This is a genomic window from Rhodoferax sp. (assembly GCF_034520025.1).
Lineage (GTDB): Bacteria > Pseudomonadota > Gammaproteobacteria > Burkholderiales > Burkholderiaceae_C > Allorhodoferax.
Genome location: NZ_JAXHNZ010000001.1, coordinates 582722 through 599867 on the forward strand (window position 1 = coordinate 582722; position 17146 = coordinate 599867).

Annotated in this window: 17 protein-coding genes and 1 pseudogene; 14 read left to right on the plus strand and 4 right to left on the minus strand. The window is 59.0% G+C overall.

Annotated elements, in window-relative coordinates; genetic code table 11:
• Nucleotides 1–7 precede the first annotated feature (7 nt).
• Genes U5L73_RS02795 through U5L73_RS02810 form a run of 4 tightly spaced genes read left to right on the plus strand, consistent with a single transcriptional unit; the run spans nt 8 to nt 2972 of the window.
• Complete coding sequence (locus U5L73_RS02795) at nt 8–1009, plus strand: KpsF/GutQ family sugar-phosphate isomerase (RefSeq protein ID WP_322560929.1); 1002 nt, start codon at nt 8–10, stop codon at nt 1007–1009.
• Entirely contained in the window at nt 1009–1554 is a 546-nt protein-coding gene (locus U5L73_RS02800) for a KdsC family phosphatase (RefSeq protein WP_322560930.1), read from the plus strand. The genes U5L73_RS02795 and U5L73_RS02800 overlap by 1 nt, the downstream gene beginning before the upstream one ends.
• A 32-nt stretch (nt 1555–1586) precedes the next feature.
• Nucleotides 1587–2168 carry an LPS export ABC transporter periplasmic protein LptC gene (gene lptC, locus U5L73_RS02805; protein ID WP_322560931.1) on the plus strand — a complete coding sequence of 194 codons (582 nt, stop codon included), beginning with the start codon at nt 1587–1589 and terminating at the stop codon, nt 2166–2168.
• Between the two features lie 27 nt (nt 2169–2195).
• Nucleotides 2196–2972 carry an SDR family oxidoreductase gene (locus U5L73_RS02810; protein WP_322560932.1) on the plus strand — a complete coding sequence of 259 codons (777 nt, stop codon included), beginning with the start codon at nt 2196–2198 and terminating at the stop codon, nt 2970–2972.
• A 68-nt stretch (nt 2973–3040) separates the two neighbouring features.
• Here the strand turns inward: U5L73_RS02810 and U5L73_RS02815 are convergent, their stop codons facing one another.
• The 3 genes from U5L73_RS02815 to U5L73_RS02825 form a co-directional block, all read right to left on the minus strand.
• Nucleotides 3041–3499, minus strand: a complete 459-nt coding sequence (locus U5L73_RS02815; protein ID WP_313874695.1) for an RNA recognition motif domain-containing protein — start codon at nt 3497–3499, stop codon at nt 3041–3043.
• A 185-nt stretch (nt 3500–3684) separates the two neighbouring features.
• A complete protein-coding gene (locus tag U5L73_RS02820; protein WP_322560933.1) occupies nt 3685–3897 on the minus strand; it encodes a zf-HC2 domain-containing protein in 213 nt (70 codons plus the stop codon).
• Nucleotides 3894–4463: a sigma-70 family RNA polymerase sigma factor gene (locus U5L73_RS02825; RefSeq protein WP_322560934.1), complete on the minus strand. Its 570-nt coding sequence runs from the start codon at nt 4461–4463 to the stop codon at nt 3894–3896. The genes U5L73_RS02820 and U5L73_RS02825 overlap by 4 nt, the downstream gene beginning before the upstream one ends.
• Nucleotides 4464–4642: 179 nt before the next feature.
• On the opposite strand from U5L73_RS02825, the gene U5L73_RS02830 reads away from it, so the two are divergent.
• From U5L73_RS02830 to U5L73_RS02850, 5 genes are read left to right on the plus strand one after another with little or no spacing between them, the layout of a single operon-like run.
• Nucleotides 4643–4900 carry a DUF2282 domain-containing protein gene (locus U5L73_RS02830; RefSeq protein ID WP_322560935.1) on the plus strand — a complete coding sequence of 86 codons (258 nt, stop codon included), beginning with the start codon at nt 4643–4645 and terminating at the stop codon, nt 4898–4900.
• A gap of 33 nt (nt 4901–4933) precedes the next feature.
• A complete protein-coding gene (locus U5L73_RS02835) occupies nt 4934–5887 on the plus strand; it encodes a DUF692 domain-containing protein (protein ID WP_322560936.1) in 954 nt (317 codons plus the stop codon).
• On the plus strand, nt 5884–6684 hold the full coding sequence (locus U5L73_RS02840) for a putative DNA-binding domain-containing protein (protein ID WP_322560937.1): 801 nt from the start codon (nt 5884–5886) through the stop codon (nt 6682–6684). Before U5L73_RS02835 ends, U5L73_RS02840 begins: the two co-directional genes overlap by 4 nt.
• Before the next feature lie 25 nt (nt 6685–6709).
• Nucleotides 6710–7204, plus strand: a complete 495-nt coding sequence (locus tag U5L73_RS02845; RefSeq protein WP_322560938.1) for a DoxX family protein — start codon at nt 6710–6712, stop codon at nt 7202–7204.
• 8 nt (nt 7205–7212) lie between these two features.
• Nucleotides 7213–9357, plus strand: a complete 2145-nt coding sequence (locus U5L73_RS02850; protein WP_322560939.1) for a putative bifunctional diguanylate cyclase/phosphodiesterase — start codon at nt 7213–7215, stop codon at nt 9355–9357.
• A gap of 58 nt (nt 9358–9415) precedes the next feature.
• On the opposite strand, the gene U5L73_RS02855 is transcribed toward U5L73_RS02850, so the two are convergent.
• Nucleotides 9416–10618: an ammonium transporter gene (locus U5L73_RS02855; protein ID WP_322560940.1), complete on the minus strand. Its 1203-nt coding sequence runs from the start codon at nt 10616–10618 to the stop codon at nt 9416–9418.
• Between the two features lie 267 nt (nt 10619–10885).
• Between U5L73_RS02855 and metX the strand changes: the two genes are divergently transcribed.
• From metX to U5L73_RS02880, 5 genes and pseudogenes are all read left to right on the plus strand, one after another.
• The gene (gene metX, locus U5L73_RS02860) at nt 10886–12034 is read left to right on the plus strand and encodes a homoserine O-succinyltransferase MetX (RefSeq protein ID WP_322560941.1); all 1149 of its coding nucleotides are present in this window, start codon (nt 10886–10888) and stop codon (nt 12032–12034) included.
• On the plus strand, nt 12031–12612 hold the full coding sequence (gene metW / locus U5L73_RS02865; protein ID WP_322560942.1) for a methionine biosynthesis protein MetW: 582 nt from the start codon (nt 12031–12033) through the stop codon (nt 12610–12612). The genes metX and metW overlap by 4 nt, the downstream gene beginning before the upstream one ends.
• 87 nt (nt 12613–12699) lie before the next feature.
• Nucleotides 12700–14179 (plus strand): annotated as a pseudogene (locus U5L73_RS02870) (M20/M25/M40 family metallo-hydrolase).
• 14 nt (nt 14180–14193) lie between these two features.
• A complete protein-coding gene (locus tag U5L73_RS02875) occupies nt 14194–15036 on the plus strand; it encodes an alpha/beta hydrolase (protein WP_322560943.1) in 843 nt (280 codons plus the stop codon).
• 47 nt (nt 15037–15083) lie between these two features.
• Entirely contained in the window at nt 15084–17138 is a 2055-nt protein-coding gene (locus U5L73_RS02880; RefSeq protein ID WP_322560944.1) for a putative bifunctional diguanylate cyclase/phosphodiesterase, read from the plus strand.
• The last annotated feature ends 8 nt before the right edge of the window (nt 17139–17146 follow it).

Below are 17146 nucleotides of genomic sequence, written 5' to 3' on the forward strand. Positions count from 1 at the left end.
TGTCGGGATGACAGCATCTACTGCAGCGGCTCCCGCTTTCAATGCCCAGCGGGCTATTGACCTCGCCCGTGAAACATTTGATATCGAGGCTGCGGCTATACAGGGGCTGAAAGCCCGCGTAGGGCAGGGCTTTACCCGGGCAGTTGAAGCCATCTTGCAGATCCCGGGCCGGGTCGTCGTCATGGGCATGGGCAAAAGCGGGCATGTAGGCCGCAAGATAGCGGCAACCTTGGCTTCTACTGGTACCCCTGCGATGTTTGTGCATCCGGGTGAAGCCAGTCACGGCGATCTGGGCATGGTCACCACCTTCGATTTGGTGCTCATGATTTCCAACAGCGGTGAGTCACAAGAGGTAGCTGCGATTCTGCCGGTGCTCAAGCGCCTCGGTATCCCCTTGGTCGCCATGACTGGTAATGGTCAAAGCACGATGGCGCTACATGCCACTATTTGGATCGATACCGCGGTCAGCAAAGAAGCATGCCCGTTGAATTTGGCGCCCACCGCAAGCACCACGGCCCAGCTCGCGATGGGCGATGCATTGGCTGTGGCGCTGTTGGATGCACGAGGGTTCCGGGCGGAGGACTTTGCCCGTTCGCACCCGGGCGGGGCCTTGGGGCGCAAGTTGCTGACGCATGTGTCGGATGTCATGCGCATTGGAGATGCTGTGCCCCGAGTTTTGCCGGGTGCAAACTTCAGTGAGTTAATGCGCGAAATGAGCAGCAAAGGCTTGGGCGCTACGGCTATCGTGTCAGAGGCAGGTGATGTCTTGGGCATATTTACCGACGGTGATTTGCGTCGCTTGGTGGAGCAAGGCGCCGACTTGCGGGGCAAAACAGCAGCCGAAGTCATGCACGCGTCCCCATGCACTATCAGTGCGCACGCCTTGGCGGTTGATGCTGCGGATCTCATGGAGGCGCGACGCATTACCAGCGTCCTGGTGGTCGATGAAGCTGGCCGCTTGTGCGGCGCAGTCAACAGCAACGATTTGATGCGGGCCAAGGTCATTTGATGACACCTTTTCTCAACTTTCCCGCAGAGCTGCTTCTTAAAGCGCAAGGCATTCGCGTTCTGTTTCTTGACGTCGACGGCGTATTGACGGATGGTGGCCTGCATTTCACTGCGGAGGGCGAAACCAGCAAGCGCTTCAATACTTTAGATGGCCACGGACTGAAGCTACTGCAAAAAGCTGGCATCACACCTGCCGTGGTGACCGGGCGAGATTCCTCCGCGCTGCGGGTCCGTCTCCAGGCGCTGGGCGTGCACCATGCGCGTTTCGGAACGGAGGACAAACAACCGGCTGCCGAAGAAATTTTGACCGAATTGGGGCTGACTTGGGACCAGGCCGCAGCGATGGGCGATGACTGGCCGGATCTGCCCATGATGGAGCACGCTCGCTTTGCCTGTGCTCCGATAAATGCCCATACGGAGGTGAGTGGTCGTGCTCATTACGTGACACGTGCTGCCGGCGGTCATGGGGCCGTGCGCGAGGTGTGTGACGTCTTGTTGGTTGCCAGTGGTCGCTACGCGGGGCTCCTGAAGCCTTACTTGCGGTGAAAGGCATTTTGTACGCAGCGTGGGAGCGGCTCATGCTGTATCTCCCGGTGTTGGTGATGGGGGTGTTGGCTCTAGGTACCTATTGGTTGGTGCGTAGTACGCCTGTATCCGGGCCTCAAGTGCCGGAGCGGGTACGCGGGCACGAGCCCGACTACTTCATGCATGGTTTCAAGGTGAAAACCTTTGACGCAACAGGCCGCTTGCGATCCGAGGTGGCGGGCGATGTCGCCAAACACTACCCTGACACGAAGTGGATGGAAATTGATGCCATCCGCATCCGCTCTTTCGACGCCAGCGGTCGCTTGACGACGGCGACGGCCAACAAAGGCTTGGCCAACGAGGATGGCTCAGAGGTACAGCTAATGGGCAACGCGGTGGTCGTTCGAGAGGCGGCAACTGCAGTAGGCTCGGCGCCTGCACAGCCTCGCTCTGAATACCGCGGAGAGTTTTTGCATGCCTTTATGGACACTGAGCAAGTAAAGTCCCACAAGCCTGTGGAACTGCGTCGCGGCCAAGATGTTTTCACCGCAGATAGCCTGGACTTTGACAATGTGCAGCAAACCATGCTTCTGCAAGGTCGCGTGCGTGGCACGTTGATTCCGAGCAAGCGCTGACTCCAACAGCATTCAAAGAATGAACATATGCCTCCACTGATTTTCATCACAGGCGCCTCCAGCGGCATCGGCCAAGCGCTTGCCAAGCGGTTTTATGACGCGGGCTATTCGCTTGCACTAGCGGCTCGCCGTACGGCGGAGATTCACACATGGGCGCAAGCCGAGAATCTGGATCCCCAACGTTTCCGGGTTTACAGCGCCGATGTGTCTGATATCGAGAGCATCGTCGCAGCTGGGCAGCAATGTATTCAGGCGCAAGGTCTGCCGGATGTGGTGGTGGCCAATGCGGGCATTAGTATTGGAATGGATACCGGTGTGCGGACTGATCTGGACGTCATGCAGCGTACTTTCGCCACCAACAACCTCGGGTTGGCAGCTACTTTCCACCCTTTTGTGCAGGCGATGGAGCAGAGGGGGTCCGGTCGTCTGGTGGGGATTGGCAGTGTGGCCGGTATTCGTGGATTACCCGGGCACGGGGCCTACTGCGCAAGTAAAGCTGCAGTTATCGCCTATTGCGAATCATTGCGCGGGGAGCTGCGTGCAAGTGGAGTGCAGGTTGTGACGATTTGCCCCGGTTATATAGACACCCCCCTGACCCGACAGAACCGGTACTCCATGCCATTCTTGATGCGGCCGGAGGTTTTTGCAGATAGAGCCTTCGACGCGGTGCAACGCGGTGATCGCTACCGCGTGATTCCATGGCAGATGGGTTGGGTTGCAAAGATGCTGCGGGCCTTGCCTGATGCATGGTTTGACCGTGTTTTGGCGGGACGTCCGCGTAAACGTAGGGCAGACGAAGCCTGAAAGTAAAGGTCACCATGCAAAAAGGGACCCGAGGGTCCCTTTTTAGTTCTGCAGAAGCAGTTCCTGGCTTAGTAGCTGGAACGGCCACCGCCGTAGCCGCCGCCACCGGAACGGTCACCGCCGCCACCGTAGCCGCCGCCACCGGAACGGCCACCGCCGCCGTAGCCGCCGCCACCGGAACGGTCACCGCCGCCACCAAAGCCGCCGCCACCGGAACGGCCGCCACCACCGTAGCCGCCACCGCCGCCGCCGAAGCCGCCGGAACGTGGAGGACGTGGCTCCATCGGACGTGCTTCGTTCACCACGAGACCGCGGCCACCGAATTGCTGACCGTTCATTGCGTTGATAGCGGTTTGTGCTTCAGCATCGCTGCCCATTTCCACAAAGCCGAAACCCTTGGAGCGACCTGTGTCGCGTTCCATCATGACTTTGGCGCTGGAAACAGAACCGTGTGCTGCAAACGCTTGTTGCAGGTCTTCGTCACGGAAAGAATAAGGCAGGTTGCCCACGTAAAGTTTGTTGCCCATGGAGGGACTCCTCAAAATAACTCAAAACGCGATGGAGTCCTTAACCGCAATCAACAAACCATTGAAGACTTAAAGCAGACGCGAAACTGACACTTCACCGCAAACTTGCATACCGATATTTCGGCAATGCGAGACCATTATGCGTTACTTTGCTGCTGAAACCTAATTTTTCTTGTTTTTTCAGGCTAGCCGGCAGAATCGATATCGTTTTCGCGGTAGTGCCGCCACTCCCGCATGCTATGCCGCAAAGTGAGTAACTGTTTTTCAAAGCGCGGGCATGTCTTGCATGCCATCAAGTGGAAATAGAGTGCTACCTTGTCATCGAGTGACAGTATTCGGTCTTCGCGCGCCACCATCAGGGCGGCAGCTTCTTTGCAGGTGCGACGTAAGAAGGTCATGTAGCCCCTACTTTCTGGAACCAGTTCATTTCAAGACACTCGCGCAAGCGCAAACGGGCGCGGTGGAGTTGGACGTACAGGTTCGTCGGCGTCAGATTCAATTCCTTACAGATTTCATCGCTAGAAAGCTCAAGCCACTCCCGCATTAAAAACAACCGTCCTTGCGCCGGTGGGAGTCGATCCGCGCAGGCCTCTAAGACCTCGAAGAACTGGCGGCTTTGTGTCTGCTGTTCAGGATTGCCCCACTCAGCGGGCGCTTCAGTGAAGTGACCGTCTGTTCTAAAGTTCAACAACTCAAGGGGATCTGTGTCGTCATCTTCGCTGCTGCTTGCAGCCGTGATTTCGCGACTGTGGTGGCGCAGCGCATCAATGACCTTATGTTTCAGAATACCAACCAGCCATGTTTTGAGCTGGCTACGTTGCTCGAAGGCTTGAGGTTTGACCAACGCGGCCAGGAGAGTCTCGGAGACGGCGTCTTCTGCCCACGCATCGTTGCGCAGTTGCATGCGGGCGAATTTATAGAGATAGTCCCGGTGTCCGGCAACCTGTTGTTCAAAGCTGTGCATGGGAGTCCCAGTCGAGAGGCAAGCAGTGTACGGGGCTTGTTTGAGATTTTTTATGCAGTAGCGTAAGAAAAGTGCCTGCCGCAGTACTAACCATCAACCACAGCGCTGCGGCAAAGCGCAACAGATGCTGAATGGTTATTTGTCGGTAATTTCACCCTACCACTTGAAGGAGTTTTGACATGAACCAACGCGCTCTGCTCGCCGCTACTGCTGCCACTTTAATGACCATGGCTTTGGCCACTGCACCTGTGGCTGCACAGGAAAAAGAGAAGTGCTACGGCATCGCCAAAGCAGGTCAAAACGATTGTGCCAATGCCTCCGGTAGCCACTCCTGCGCAGGTCAAGCCAAGGTTGACATGGACAAAGGCGAATGGAAATACGTGGCCAAAGGTACTTGTGCCAGCATGAAGGGCAGCACCATGGCCCCGAAGATGTAATCGACTATCTCTACATTGAAAGTCCGCCCGCCTGTGTCTAGCCCTGCTGATACCTCTTTGCACGAAAGAGGCCAAGCACCAGTGGGCATTGGGTGGCGGCATCCCCATTACGCCGAGTTGCTTCAACGGCAGCCTGCCTTGGACTTCCTCGAAGTCCACTCAGAGAATTTCTTCGCCCCTGGCGGAGCTGCACTTGCGGTCTTAGAGCAAGGCCGGTCGCACTACCCGGTGAGTTTGCACGGTGTCGGTTTGTCGCTGGGCTCCGCAGCGGGTTTGGACCCGTGGCACCTTGACCGACTGGCATGGCTGGTCCAGCGCATAGACCCGGTGCGAGTAAGCGACCACGCATCTTTCGCGCGTGCACCTTACGGGGCTGCTTCACAGGTCAGTCAGGTGCACGCCTCTGACTTGCTACCTCTGCCTTTCACCGATGAAGCTTTGGCGGTACTCTGCACCCACGTGCAACAGGTGCAAGATCGTTTGCAACGGCGCTTCATGGTGGAGAACCTGTCGGCTTACCTCAGCTGGCGACTTCCGTCCGGGGAGAGGGAGTGGACCGAGCCAGATTTTTTGGTCGCGCTTGCTGAGCGCACTGGCTGCACTCTCTTGTTGGACATCAACAACATTTATGTGAACGCCTTGAACGCACAGATCCAGGGTTTGATTAAAGACCCCTTGGTCGCGTGCCGGGAGTGGTTGAGAGCCATCCCGCCGCAACACGTGGGAGAACTGCACCTTGCGGGCCATTGCGAGGTGCATGACGAGCACGGCCATATCGTTATCGATGACCATGGCAGTCGCGTATGCGAGGAGATCTGGACTTTGTATCGCGATGCGCTCCGGCGCTTTGGCGATGTGCCCACCCTGATTGAGTGGGATACCGATGTTCCCGAACTCGATGTGCTGTTGGGCGAGGTGGCCCGTGCCCGTGCGTTGGGCTGCGAGGTCCAGAACGCCCCAATCGCATCGCGCGAGGGTTTGCTATGAGCGGCTTGCTCGCACAGCAGCAAGCACTGGTGCGCGCGTTGTTTGACACCCCCGCACAAGATGCTATGAAAAACATAGCTAACTTGGCAATAGATACGGGGGCTAGAGGGCTAAAAGCCTATCAATCCAATGGCCATGCGCTGGCGCGCCGTACATTGTCAGCAGCTTACCCCGTTGTCACTCAGCTGTTGGGGCAGGACAGTATGGATGACCTCGCCCGCGCACTGTGGCACGCACAACCTCCCGTGCGCGGTGACCTTGCCCAATGGGGCGATGGACTGGGTGCATTTATGGCTGAAAGCCCGCAGCTGCGGGATACCCCTTATCTGCCCGATATCGCCCGCCTCGAATGGGCGCTGCACCAAGCGGCCGGCGCTGCGGACCAGCTTGTGGATGCAAGCAGCTTTTCGCTTCTGGCATCTCATGACCCGAATCAATTGACTTTGCAACTCGCTCCGGGTGCAGGCGTGGTGCCAAGTGCTTGGCCGGTCGTTGCTATTTGGGCGGCTCACCAGCCGGAATCGCCGGGTTTTGAAGAAGTACGTGCGCTGATGGACGATGGCATCGGCCAAACGGCGGTGTACTGGCGCCAAGGGTTCCGCCCGAAGGTGCGCTTGGCCATGCCTGGAGAGGCAGAGGCTTTATCCGTATTGTTGGCCCAAGGCGATCTTGGCGCGGCCTTAGATGCCGCGCCCGCCTTGGATGTAGCCGCCTGGTTGCCATTGGCGGTGCAGACGGGGCTGCTCCTCGCAGTTCATGTTCGGGCGGCCGACCCTGACCCGGCTGTTGGCGCGTAGGTTTAAATAGATGACAAGGCTTGATGTGAATACCTCTGCACCTGTGTATTTCCCCCGGACCCGCTCTGCGTGGACCTTTGCGGCACGCCGTCTGGTGAGAACCTGCCACGCTGTCTTGGACGCGCTTCAGGCGCCCGCGGCGCTGCTGGCGCGCCTGTATGTGGCGCAGGTTTTCTTCAGTGCCGGGTTGACCAAGCTGCGCGACTGGGACACGACAATGCTGCTCTTCTCCGAGGAATACCACGTGCCCTTCCTGTCGCCTCAGTTAGCCGCCTGGCTGGGAACCGGCGGAGAGCTCGTGTTGCCCGCGCTGTTGGTGTTGGGCTTGGGTGGTCGCCTTGCTGCACTGGGCCTGAGCGTGGTGAATCTGGTGGCCGTGCTGTCATTGAGTGACATCGCTCCCGCTGCTTTGCAGCTGCACGTCACTTGGGGGGTGTTGCTCATGGGTTTGGCGTTGTATGGGCCCGGCAGCTGGGCGCTCGATAAATTTCTACACAAGCGCTGGCTGACTACTGTTTAATTTGGCGTATGTCGCACCCTCCCCACACCATTTCTCCGCGGGGTTGGGCCAGGCTATTGCCTTGCAGTATTGCAGCCCGGCTGGCATGGGCATTGGGTGCTTTGGTGCTTTTGCTGCTACTGGCGCTAGCGCAGGGCGCGTGGCAGTTGCGACTGGTCACTAGCCTGACTCAGCAATTTGCCTATGGCGATATGCAGCGCCTGTTGCGGGTGCAAACGCTATCTCAACAGATCGAAGGTGCCGGTAGCGCTCTGGTCCGGCTGGTGCATGCCACCCGCGCCGAGCGGGTGCAGGAATATGCCGTAGTCGACGAACGCAACCGTACCCTCGATGGACTCATTCAAACGCTATCTCAAGACTTGATGGACGCGCACCAAGAGGCCACCTTGGGCCTTTTGGTGGAGCGCCGGCAGCGCTATGCCGACGCGTTTATCAATACCGTCGATCAAATTGAGGCCGAAGACCTGTCCGCCGCAGTGCGTATCTTGAATGCAGAGGTCAACCCTGCGCTGCGTGAGCTGCTGGAGTCGTCCAAAGCATTGCAGCAGCGCGAGCGGGAGCGCGCGGAGACCCGCTTGTCCGACGCGCTGGCTCTGCTGGAGCGTGTGATATCGGGCTTGGCCCTGGTGTCTGCGCTGGCCATGGGCCTGGCAGTGGTTGTTGCATGGCGTACAGCGCGGGGTATTGTTGTGCCCCTGCAGCAACTCGAGGCAGTGGCATTGACGATTGCCGATGGCGACTACACCCAGCGTGTGGTCCGCACCGGCACCCGTGAGGTGGACCGGGTGGGTCGCGCACTCAACACCATGGCAGAAGCGGTTTCGCAGCGGGAGCAAGAAATCGTGCGGCTCGCCTACCAAGACGGTTTGACCGGTTTGCCCAACCGCACAGCATTACTCTCCCCCTTGCAGCCAGCTACTACCCCCGCCAACACGGTGGTGTTGATGGATGTAGCACGCCTGAAAAGCGTCAATGAGACACTGGGGTACACCACGGGCGATTCATTGATCCGTGAGTTGGCGGTTCGCGCCTCGGAAGTTGCGGCGCAGGCTGTCGAGCTTGGGCTCATAGGGGCGTGTCCTACGCTCGCACGTCTCACAGGGGGCATGTTTGCACTGGCTGTCGTGGTGCCTGACCGCGAAGCTATCACTCGCCTGCACCAGCTGCTGGATGCTGCCATGGCACCCACCGTGGCGTGCAGTGGCCATTTGGTTGATTTGGCGGTCGCGTATGGCTGTGCCGATACGCCGGTAATTGCCGCACCACGGTCTACTCCCCACAGCCTGTCGACCTTGCTCCGCAATGCCGAGGTGGCATTGCACAGTGCCAAGCGCGCACCGGGCGGTTTTGCCTGGTACAGCGAGGCCCAAGAGGCGGCCCGCCTGGGGCATTTGAGTTTGGTGTCTGATTTGCGGGTTGCGGTGGCCCAATCGCAGTTGCAAATGTGGCTGCAGCCCAAGTTCAGCTTGCACGATGGCCGTCCCGTTGGTGCCGAGGCGCTGGTGCGCTGGGCTCACCCGGAGCGGGGCATGGTGTCGCCGGCCGAGTTTGTGCCGTTTGCCGAGCAGACCGGCCACATCACCATGGTGACTGATTGGATGCTGTCAGAGGCGCTGCGCACCCTGCAGCAGTGGCAGCACAGCCATCCGGACTTGACAATCGCCGTCAACCTCAGCACCCGTGATTTGCAGGACCCCGGCTTTGCGCAGCGCTTGGCGCAGCGGGTTGCCGCCAGTGGCGTTGCTCCCAAACGGCTGCGCTTGGAGATTACCGAGAGTGGCCTGATGGAGGACCCGGCCAAGAGCGTGGCCTTGTTGCACGCGCTGCGGGCCGAGGGAATGCCGCTGTCGATTGACGACTTTGGCACTGGGTACTCTTCCTTGGCGTATTTGCAAAAGCTGCCGGTGAGCGAGCTGAAAATTGACCGCAGCTTTGTGGACGGCATTGATGCGGCGCCCGCCACCCAACGCCTGGTCAAAGCCATGATCGAGATGGGTCATGGCCTCGGCCTGATGGTGACCGCCGAAGGGGTGGAAACCCCTGCAGAGCGCGATACGCTGCGCGACCTGGGTTGCGATGTCATGCAAGGCTATCTGGGGAGCCGCCCCCTGCACGGCGAGAAGCTTCAGGCATGGTTGCTATCTAATTCATAGCTACTTGCGCTTATATCTATTGGGCTGGAGTCAGATATCGCGCGCAAGTGCCAGCTATTTACCAGTTTGCTTCACGCTCGGGGCTGGCGCTGATTTTGTGGATGGAGAGGTCGGCGCCGTCGAATTCTTCTTCTTGGCTCATGCGCAGGCCCATGGTGGCTTTGAGTACGCCGTACACCACAAAGCCGGCGGCGGTCGCCCATGCCACCCCCATCGCGGTGCCAATAAGCTGAGCACCCAAGTTCACGCCGCCCAAACCGCCGAGTGCCTTGCTACCGAAAATGCCGGCCGCAATACCGCCCCAGGTGCCGCACAGCCCGTGCAAGGGCCAGACGCCCAGTACGTCGTCAATCTTCCATTTGTTTTGGGTCAAGGTGAACATCACCACAAATATGGCGCCAGCTACACTGCCCACGACCAGCGCGCCCAATGGGTGCATCAGGTCAGAGCCCGCGCACACGGCCACCAAGCCGGCGAGCGGGCCGTTGTGCACAAAGCCGGGGTCGTTTTTGCCCATGAGCAGGGCTACCAGCGTGCCACCCACCATGGCCATCAACGAGTTCACGGCTACCAGTCCCGACATTTTGTCGAGCATTTGTGCACTCATCACGTTAAAGCCGAACCAGCCCACGATCAGGATCCAGGCGCCCAGCGCGAGAAAGGGAATGCTGCTTGGCGGGTGGGCCGATATCGCACCGTCTTTGCGGTAGCGGTTGCTGCGGGCACCCAACAAGAGCACGGCGCCCAAAGCGATCCAGCCGCCCAAGGCATGCACCACTACGCTACCGGCAAAGTCGTGAAACTCGTCGCCGGTGAGTTCCTTGATCCAGGCCTGCACGCCGAAGTGCTGGTTCCAGGCAATGCCTTCAAAGAAGGGGTACACCACGCCCACGATGACGGCCGTGGCAATCAGCTGTGGCCAAAACTTGGCTCGCTCGGCAATGCCCCCAGAAATAATGGCGGGAATCGCGGCTGCAAAGGTCAGCAAGAAGAAAAACTTGACCAGCGCGTAGCCGTTTTGCGCGGCCAGCTGCTCGGCTCCGATAAAGAAATGGGTGCCATACGCTACACCGTAGCCCACCGCAAAATACACCACGGTGGACACCGAAAAGTCCACCAGAATTTTCACCAGCGCGTTCACTTGGTTTTTGCGGCGGACGGTGCCCAGCTCTAAAAAGGCAAAGCCGGCATGCATGGCCAGCACCATGATTGCGCCCAACAAAATGAACAAGGCATCCGCGCCCTGTTTTAGTGCTTCCATACGAGTCCTTTGGTCGTTAAATGCTTGTGCTTGGTGCAAAAACAGCTTGAAACTGCTTTGCGCACCAAAATTAAGCAAAAAACACGCCAACCAGTCCAAGCTGGTGCATTGCGCCCTTGATCGCAAAAATGCGTGCCGTTGATATACTCGCAACCCACAGCGCCAATTTGCTCCAGCTTGCGGGCGCTTAATAAATTCAGCTAAACACGGACCCGCCTTCAGGCATTGCAACCCGGCCCGCGTTTAGCGTTGCCGGGTTTTGTTTTTATGCTGATTGCCACACCCCAAACCATGCGCTTTGATGCTCCTTTGCAGTTGCAAAGCGGGGCGTCCATCCACGGCTACTCTTTGAGTTACGAGACCTACGGCACGCTCAATGCCGACAAGTCCAACGCGGTGCTGGTCTGCCACGCCCTGAACGCCTCGCACCATGTGGCCGGCGTGTACGAGGGCCAAGACAAGTCCGAGGGCTGGTGGGACAACATGATCGGCCCCGGCAAGTCGGTGGACACCAACAAGTTCTTTGTCATTGGCATCAACAACCTGGGCTCTTGTTTTGGCTCCACCGGCCCGATGCACAGCCACCCCGACACGGGCAAGGTCTATGGCGCGGACTTTCCAGTGGTTACCGTGGAAGACTGGGTGAATGCCCAAGCGCTGCTGCTCGATGCGCTGGGCATCCAGACATTGGCCGCTGTCTTGGGTGGCAGCTTGGGCGGCATGCAAGCCCTGAGCTGGACGCTGCAATACCCCGAGCGCATGCGCCATGCGGTGGTAGTGGCGAGCGCGCCCAACCTGAATGCGGAAAACATTGCGTTCAACGAAGTGGCACGCCGCGCTATCGTGACCGACCCCGACTTCCATGGCGGGCACTTTTACGAACACGGCGTAATCCCCAAACGTGGCTTGCGCATTGCCCGCATGATTGGCCACATCACCTACCTGAGCGACGATGTGATGAATGCCAAGTTCGGCCGCGAGCTCAAAGACAAAGTGCTGGCCAGCGCCAACGGCTACAAATACAGCACACAGGAGGTGGAGTTCCAGATCGAGAGCTACCTACGCTACCAGGGCGACAAGTTTGCCGAATATTTTGATGCCAACACCTACCTGCTGATCACCCGCGCGCTCGATTACTTTGACCCGGCCAAAGCCTATGGCGGCGACCTAAGCCAGGCCCTGGCCCGCACGCGCGCGAAGTTTTTGTTGGTGAGCTTCACGACCGATTGGCGCTTCAGCCCCCAACGCAGCCGCGAGGTGGTGAAGGCCCTCTTGGATAACAAGCGTGACGTGAGCTACGCCGAAATCGATGCGCCCCACGGCCATGATGCCTTTTTGCTCGATGACGCCCGTTACATGGGTGTGATGCGCTCTTATTTCGATAGCATTTCCACGGGTTTGGAGGTGGCGGCATGACCGACTTGAATACCTTGCATGCGATTGCCAGCTTGGTGCCTGAAGGCTCGCGCGTGCTGGACCTCGGTTGCGGCGACGGCGCCCTGCTGGACCACCTGCGGCGCGAGCGCGGCTGCAGCGGTTACGGCGTGGAGCTGGACGATGCCAATGTGCTGGCCTGCGTGAAGCGCGGCGTGAACGTGCTGCAGCTCAACCTTGACCAAGGCCTCACCGTGTTTGAAGACGCCAGCTTCGACGTGGTCTTGCAGATCGACACCCTGCAACACCTGCGCAATGCCGAGACCATGTTGCGTGAAACCGCGCGCGTGGGCAGGGTCGGTATCGTGGCTTTCCCCAACTTTGCCCATTGGCCTAACCGCCTGAGCATCTTGCAGGGGCGTATGCCGGTAACCAAGCGGCTGCCTTACCAGTGGTACGACACGCCCAACATCCGTGTGGGCACCCATGCGGATCTCGAGGTATTGGCAGCGCGCAATGGATTGCGCGTATTGGATAGTTTTGGCTTGCAGAACGGTCGTACGGTGCGTTGGTTGCCGAACTTGCGAGCTGGCACTTCGGTGTACAAATTGGCGCGCTAGAGCGACTTTTTGCGGGTAAGCCAGCGGCTGCAGGGGGCGGCGCGCATGGCATGATGGATGCTTGGCTTAATTTGCAGCAGGAGCTCCATGAACGCCCGCGTTCCTTCGTCCGTTTTCGATACCGCCCAAGCCCTTTGACCACGTCAGTGCGGCCTGGGATCAAGACATCGTTCACCGCCTGACCGATTACATCCGCATCCCGGCCAAGTCGCCGATGTTCGACCCCGACTGGGCTTCGTCTGGTTTGCTCGATACCGTGGTGCGCAACACCGCCCAGTGGATCGAAGCCCAGAAAGTACCCGGCCTGACGCTGGAAGTCATCCGCCTCGAGGGCCGCACGCCGGTCCTGTTTTTCGAAGTCGAGGCCAGTGGTGGCGAAGCCGGTGAGCAGCCGGCCTCCGGCCAGACGGTGCTGATGTATGGCCATTTGGACAAGCAGCCCGAGTTCTCCGGTTGGCGCAACGACCTCGGACCTTGGACCCCCAAATATGAGAATGGCAAGCTCTATGGCCGCGGTGGTGCAGACGATGGCTATGCCGCATATGCCGCCATTGCCGCCCTGCAAGCGCTCAAGGCCCAAAAACTGCGCCACCCGCGCATCGTGGGTTTAATTGAGACCTGCGAAGAAAGCGGTTCTTACGACCTGCTGCACTATGTGGACGCGCTCAAGCCCCGGCTGGGCGAGGTCGGGCTGGTGGTCTGCCTGGACTCTGGTGCCGGCAATTACGACCAGCTCTGGCTGACTAATAGCCTGCGCGGCATGGCCAGCGGAGTGCTGAAAGTGGAAATTTTGACCGAGGGCATTCACTCGGGGGATGCCAGTGGCTTGGTGCCGTCCAGCTTCCGCATTCTGCGTCAGGTGCTGGATCGCTTGGAAGACAGCAAGACCGGCCACCTACTACCCTCCAACTTCCATTGCGAGGTGCCTGTACAGCGCCTGCAGCAGGCCCAAGCAACGGCGGCCATCTTGGGTGACGAGCTTTTCAAACGTTTTCCGTGGGCCCACTACGATTGCGGCGGCGCGACCACGTTTGCGCTGCCCACGACCTCCGACCCTCTGGAAGCCCTGCTCAAGCGCACTTGGCAGCCGACTCTGAGCGTGACCGGCGCCGATGGATTTCCGGACATCCAAAACGCAGGGAATGTGCTGCGGCCCTACACCGCGTTCAAGCTAAGTCTGCGGCTGCCACCCTTGGTGGAGGCTTCTGCTGCGGTCCAAGAACTCAAGGCGCTCTTGGAAGACAACGCGCCCTACCAGGCCAAGGTGACTTTTGAAGGCCTGTCCAGCGCAACCGGCTGGAATGCGCCGGATACCGCCCCCTGGTTTGACGCCGCATTGAACGAGGCTTCGAGTGCGCATTTCGGTGAGCCATGCGGCCACATCGGTCAGGGCGGCACGATTCCATTGATGAACATGCTCTCCGAGGGCTTTCCCAAGGCTCAGATGATGGTCTGCGGCGTGCTCGGACCCAAGAGTAACGCCCATGGTCCCAATGAGTTTTTGCATGTACCCTACGCGAAAAAACTCACAGCAGCGGTAGCGCAAGTGATCTCCCGATTCCCTTGAACAGGCAGGAACGCATGGCCTCTGACTCGACCCTCAGCACCTTTACCGCTAACGACGGTGATAACCTGGCCGTGCAAGACTGGCCGCTCGAGCCCGAAATGCCCGTGCGCGGTGTGGTGCTCATCGTGCATGGACTGGGCGAACATGCGGGCCGCTATCAGCATGTCGCGGAACAACTGAATCAATGGGGCTTTGCAGTTCGCGGCTATGACCAATGCGGCCATGGTGAAAGCTCCGGCCTGCCCGGTAGTTTGCGGTCGGACACACGACTCCTGGATGACTTGGCCGATCTCGTGGACTCCACGCGGGCACGCTTCAAGCCCGGCACCCCTCTGATTGTGCTGGGGCATAGCATGGGCGGCTTGGTTGCAGGCCGGTTTGTGTCGTTAGGGCTGCGCAATATCGATGCCTTGGTGTTGTCTTCGCCGGCCTTGAACCCCGGCATGAACGCCTTCCAAAAATTTCTGCTCTCGGTGTTGCCCAAGATCGTGCCCAACCTGCGTGTGGGTAATGGCCTGAATGCGGCGCATATCTCGCACGACCCGGCAGTAGTCCGCGCGTACCTGGAAGACCGGCTGGTGCATGACCGTATCTCGGCGCGTTTGGCGCAATTCATTGCCACGCAAGGCGAGGCGACCTTGCAAGCAGCACCCTCATGGACCGTGCCCACGCTCTTGATGTATGCCGGAGATGATCGCCTCGTCAACCCCCAAGGCAGCCGCGACTTTGCCGCTGCAGCGCCTGCGTCTTTGGTGACGTCGGTCTGTTTTGACGGTTTTTTCCATGAAATTTTCAATGAGCCTGATGCCACGCCGGTTTTTAATACCTTGCGTGATTGGCTGGACAAGCGCTTTTAACGCGCAGGAACCGTGTTGATCGTGTGGCTTGTTAACCCCTCCGTCGGATGAACTTTCTTCTCACACGGTGGCGGCGTTTGCGTTTGCGCATGCGCAAAGGCATGCCTTTGCGCTACACCATGATGGTCGTGGTGGTGGTAGGTGTCTTGCTTCCTGCGCTCTTGCTCTTGGCGTTGGAGCAGCGGATTTCGGAAAAGTCCCAGCAGGCGCTTTTGACCCAGAGCGAAACAGCGCTGATGAAAATCGGCAGTGTGTCTATCGCGGAGCCTATGTGGGTCGTGGACCGTGTGGCGCTGGATGCTGCGGCCGTGCGCTTGCTGGAAAGCCCGCAGATCGTGGCGGTTCGCATTGAAGACGGTCTTGCCAATACCCCGGTTCTGGAGCGTGTGCGAGCCGACTTCGCCGGTGACCTGGATCGCGATACTGCCGGTGCCCGGCTAAGCCGTCGTGCGCAAGCAGTGATGCGCAACGGCGAGTCCCTGGGCACGCTGGTGCTGTGGTTTGACGCCGATTACGGGCGAGGCCTGTTGCAGGCGCGGCGCGACCAGATGTTGGTTTTGGTATTGCTCCAGACACTCGCAATTTTGGCGGTACTGATGCCAATTCTGGTCACCCGGGTGTTGCGGCCTATCGAGCGCTTGAAAGAGCATGCCAGTGCCTTACTGGACCACAACCTCGACGCTCCAGCTGGTCAACTTTTTGTCTGGCGCAGGCACGATGAGCTCGGCTTGCTGGGCCGGCATTTGGGTCGGGTGCAAGAGGAGTTGCGCGAGCTGTTCATGCAGTTGGGCAAGAAGAATGCGCAATTGCAGCAAATGGCGTTTTACGACCAGCTGACCGGTTTGCCCAACCGCTCGTTGTTTATCGACTTGGTGCAGCGCGAAATGTTGTCGGCAGAACGCAGCGGACAGCACTTCGGAATTCTCTTTATCGATTTGGATCGCTTCAAGGCGGTCAACGATTCCATGGGGCACGCAGCTGGGGATGTCTTGCTCATCGAGGTTGCGCGCAGGTTGCGCGAAGTGCTGCGGGAGATTGATGTAGTTTGCCGGCAAAGTGGCGACGAGTTTCTTGTTCTTGTGCGAGACATCGACCATTGGGAATCACTGGGAGAGCTTGCGCAGCGTATCTTGCGGGCTGTTGAAGCCCCGGTGGTACTGGCACAGGTACCGGTCAAGGTGTCGGCCAGTATGGGGATTGCACTGTTCCCCGAAGATGGCTGCGATTTCGAAACGCTGGTCAAAAATGCGGATATCGCGGTCTACCAAGCCAAGACACTGGGCCGGGCCCGCTACAGCTTTTATCACTCGGAGTTGAACTCGCGATTGCTCGCCAACCTAGAGCTCGAGCAAGAGCTTGCCTATGCGATCGACCATAACCAACTGGTGCTGCATTACCAGCCGCAAGTTGATGCGACCGGTGCCCAACTCGTGGCTGTGGAGGCCTTGGTCCGCTGGCAGCACCCTACCCGCGGACTTTTGTACCCGGCCCAGTTCATCGGCTTGGCCGAGGAGTCCGGACAAATCGCGGAAATGGGCGTTTGGACCTTGCACGAGGCCTGCCGCCAACTCGCAGACTGGACCGCGCGTGGAATCATGGTCGGCAACATGGCGGTGAACGTGTCGGCGCTGGAGTTCCGCGATCACCGCTTGTTAGACAGTTTGCAAGCCGCCTTGGAGGCTAGTGGCGTGCCGCCGCAGCGCCTGGAGATCGAGATCACCGAAAGTGTCTTGATGGCGGAGACGGAAACCAGCCAACGCATCATTGAGCGTTTGCGGCAGATCGGTGTGGGTATTGCTATTGATGACTTCGGAACGGGTTACTCCTCGTTGGCCTACCTCAAGCGCTTGCGCCCTCACCAACTTAAAATTGACCGTTCGTTCGTGAATGACACCGAAACCGACAGCGACTCACGTGCCATCGTCAAAGGTGTGATCGGACTTGCGAATGCGTTGGGGTTGAATGTGGTGGCCGAAGGGGTAGAGACTGCGGACCAGCAGCAGTTTTTGATCGAGGCGGGGTGTCACACTTTACAAGGGTATTTCATCGCCAAGCCGTTGACCGTAAACGCATTGGAAGGGTGGATTCGAGACCGCCAATAAATAAAATT

Excerpts from the sequence above, each read along its gene's own strand:
- U5L73_RS02795 (WP_322560929.1), top strand. The coding sequence starts at position 8 with ATGACAGCATCTACTGCAGCGGCTCCCGCTTTCAATGCCCAGCGGGCT.
- U5L73_RS02800 (WP_322560930.1), top strand. The coding sequence starts at position 1,009 with ATGACACCTTTTCTCAACTTTCCCGCAGAGCTGCTTCTTAAAGCGCAA.
- lptC (WP_322560931.1), top strand. The coding sequence starts at position 1,587 with ATGCTGTATCTCCCGGTGTTGGTGATGGGGGTGTTGGCTCTAGGTACC.
- U5L73_RS02810 (WP_322560932.1), top strand. The coding sequence starts at position 2,196 with ATGCCTCCACTGATTTTCATCACAGGCGCCTCCAGCGGCATCGGCCAA.
- U5L73_RS02815 (WP_313874695.1), bottom strand. The coding sequence starts at position 3,499 with ATGGGCAACAAACTTTACGTGGGCAACCTGCCTTATTCTTTCCGTGAC.
- U5L73_RS02820 (WP_322560933.1), bottom strand. The coding sequence starts at position 3,897 with ATGACCTTCTTACGTCGCACCTGCAAAGAAGCTGCCGCCCTGATGGTG.
- U5L73_RS02825 (WP_322560934.1), bottom strand. The coding sequence starts at position 4,463 with ATGCACAGCTTTGAACAACAGGTTGCCGGACACCGGGACTATCTCTAT.
- U5L73_RS02830 (WP_322560935.1), top strand. The coding sequence starts at position 4,643 with ATGAACCAACGCGCTCTGCTCGCCGCTACTGCTGCCACTTTAATGACC.
- U5L73_RS02840 (WP_322560937.1), top strand. The coding sequence starts at position 5,884 with ATGAGCGGCTTGCTCGCACAGCAGCAAGCACTGGTGCGCGCGTTGTTT.
- U5L73_RS02850 (WP_322560939.1), top strand. The coding sequence starts at position 7,213 with ATGTCGCACCCTCCCCACACCATTTCTCCGCGGGGTTGGGCCAGGCTA.
- U5L73_RS02855 (WP_322560940.1), bottom strand. The coding sequence starts at position 10,618 with ATGGAAGCACTAAAACAGGGCGCGGATGCCTTGTTCATTTTGTTGGGC.
- metX (WP_322560941.1), top strand. The coding sequence starts at position 10,886 with ATGCTGATTGCCACACCCCAAACCATGCGCTTTGATGCTCCTTTGCAG.
- metW (WP_322560942.1), top strand. The coding sequence starts at position 12,031 with ATGACCGACTTGAATACCTTGCATGCGATTGCCAGCTTGGTGCCTGAA.
- U5L73_RS02875 (WP_322560943.1), top strand. The coding sequence starts at position 14,194 with ATGGCCTCTGACTCGACCCTCAGCACCTTTACCGCTAACGACGGTGAT.
- U5L73_RS02880 (WP_322560944.1), top strand. The coding sequence starts at position 15,084 with ATGAACTTTCTTCTCACACGGTGGCGGCGTTTGCGTTTGCGCATGCGC.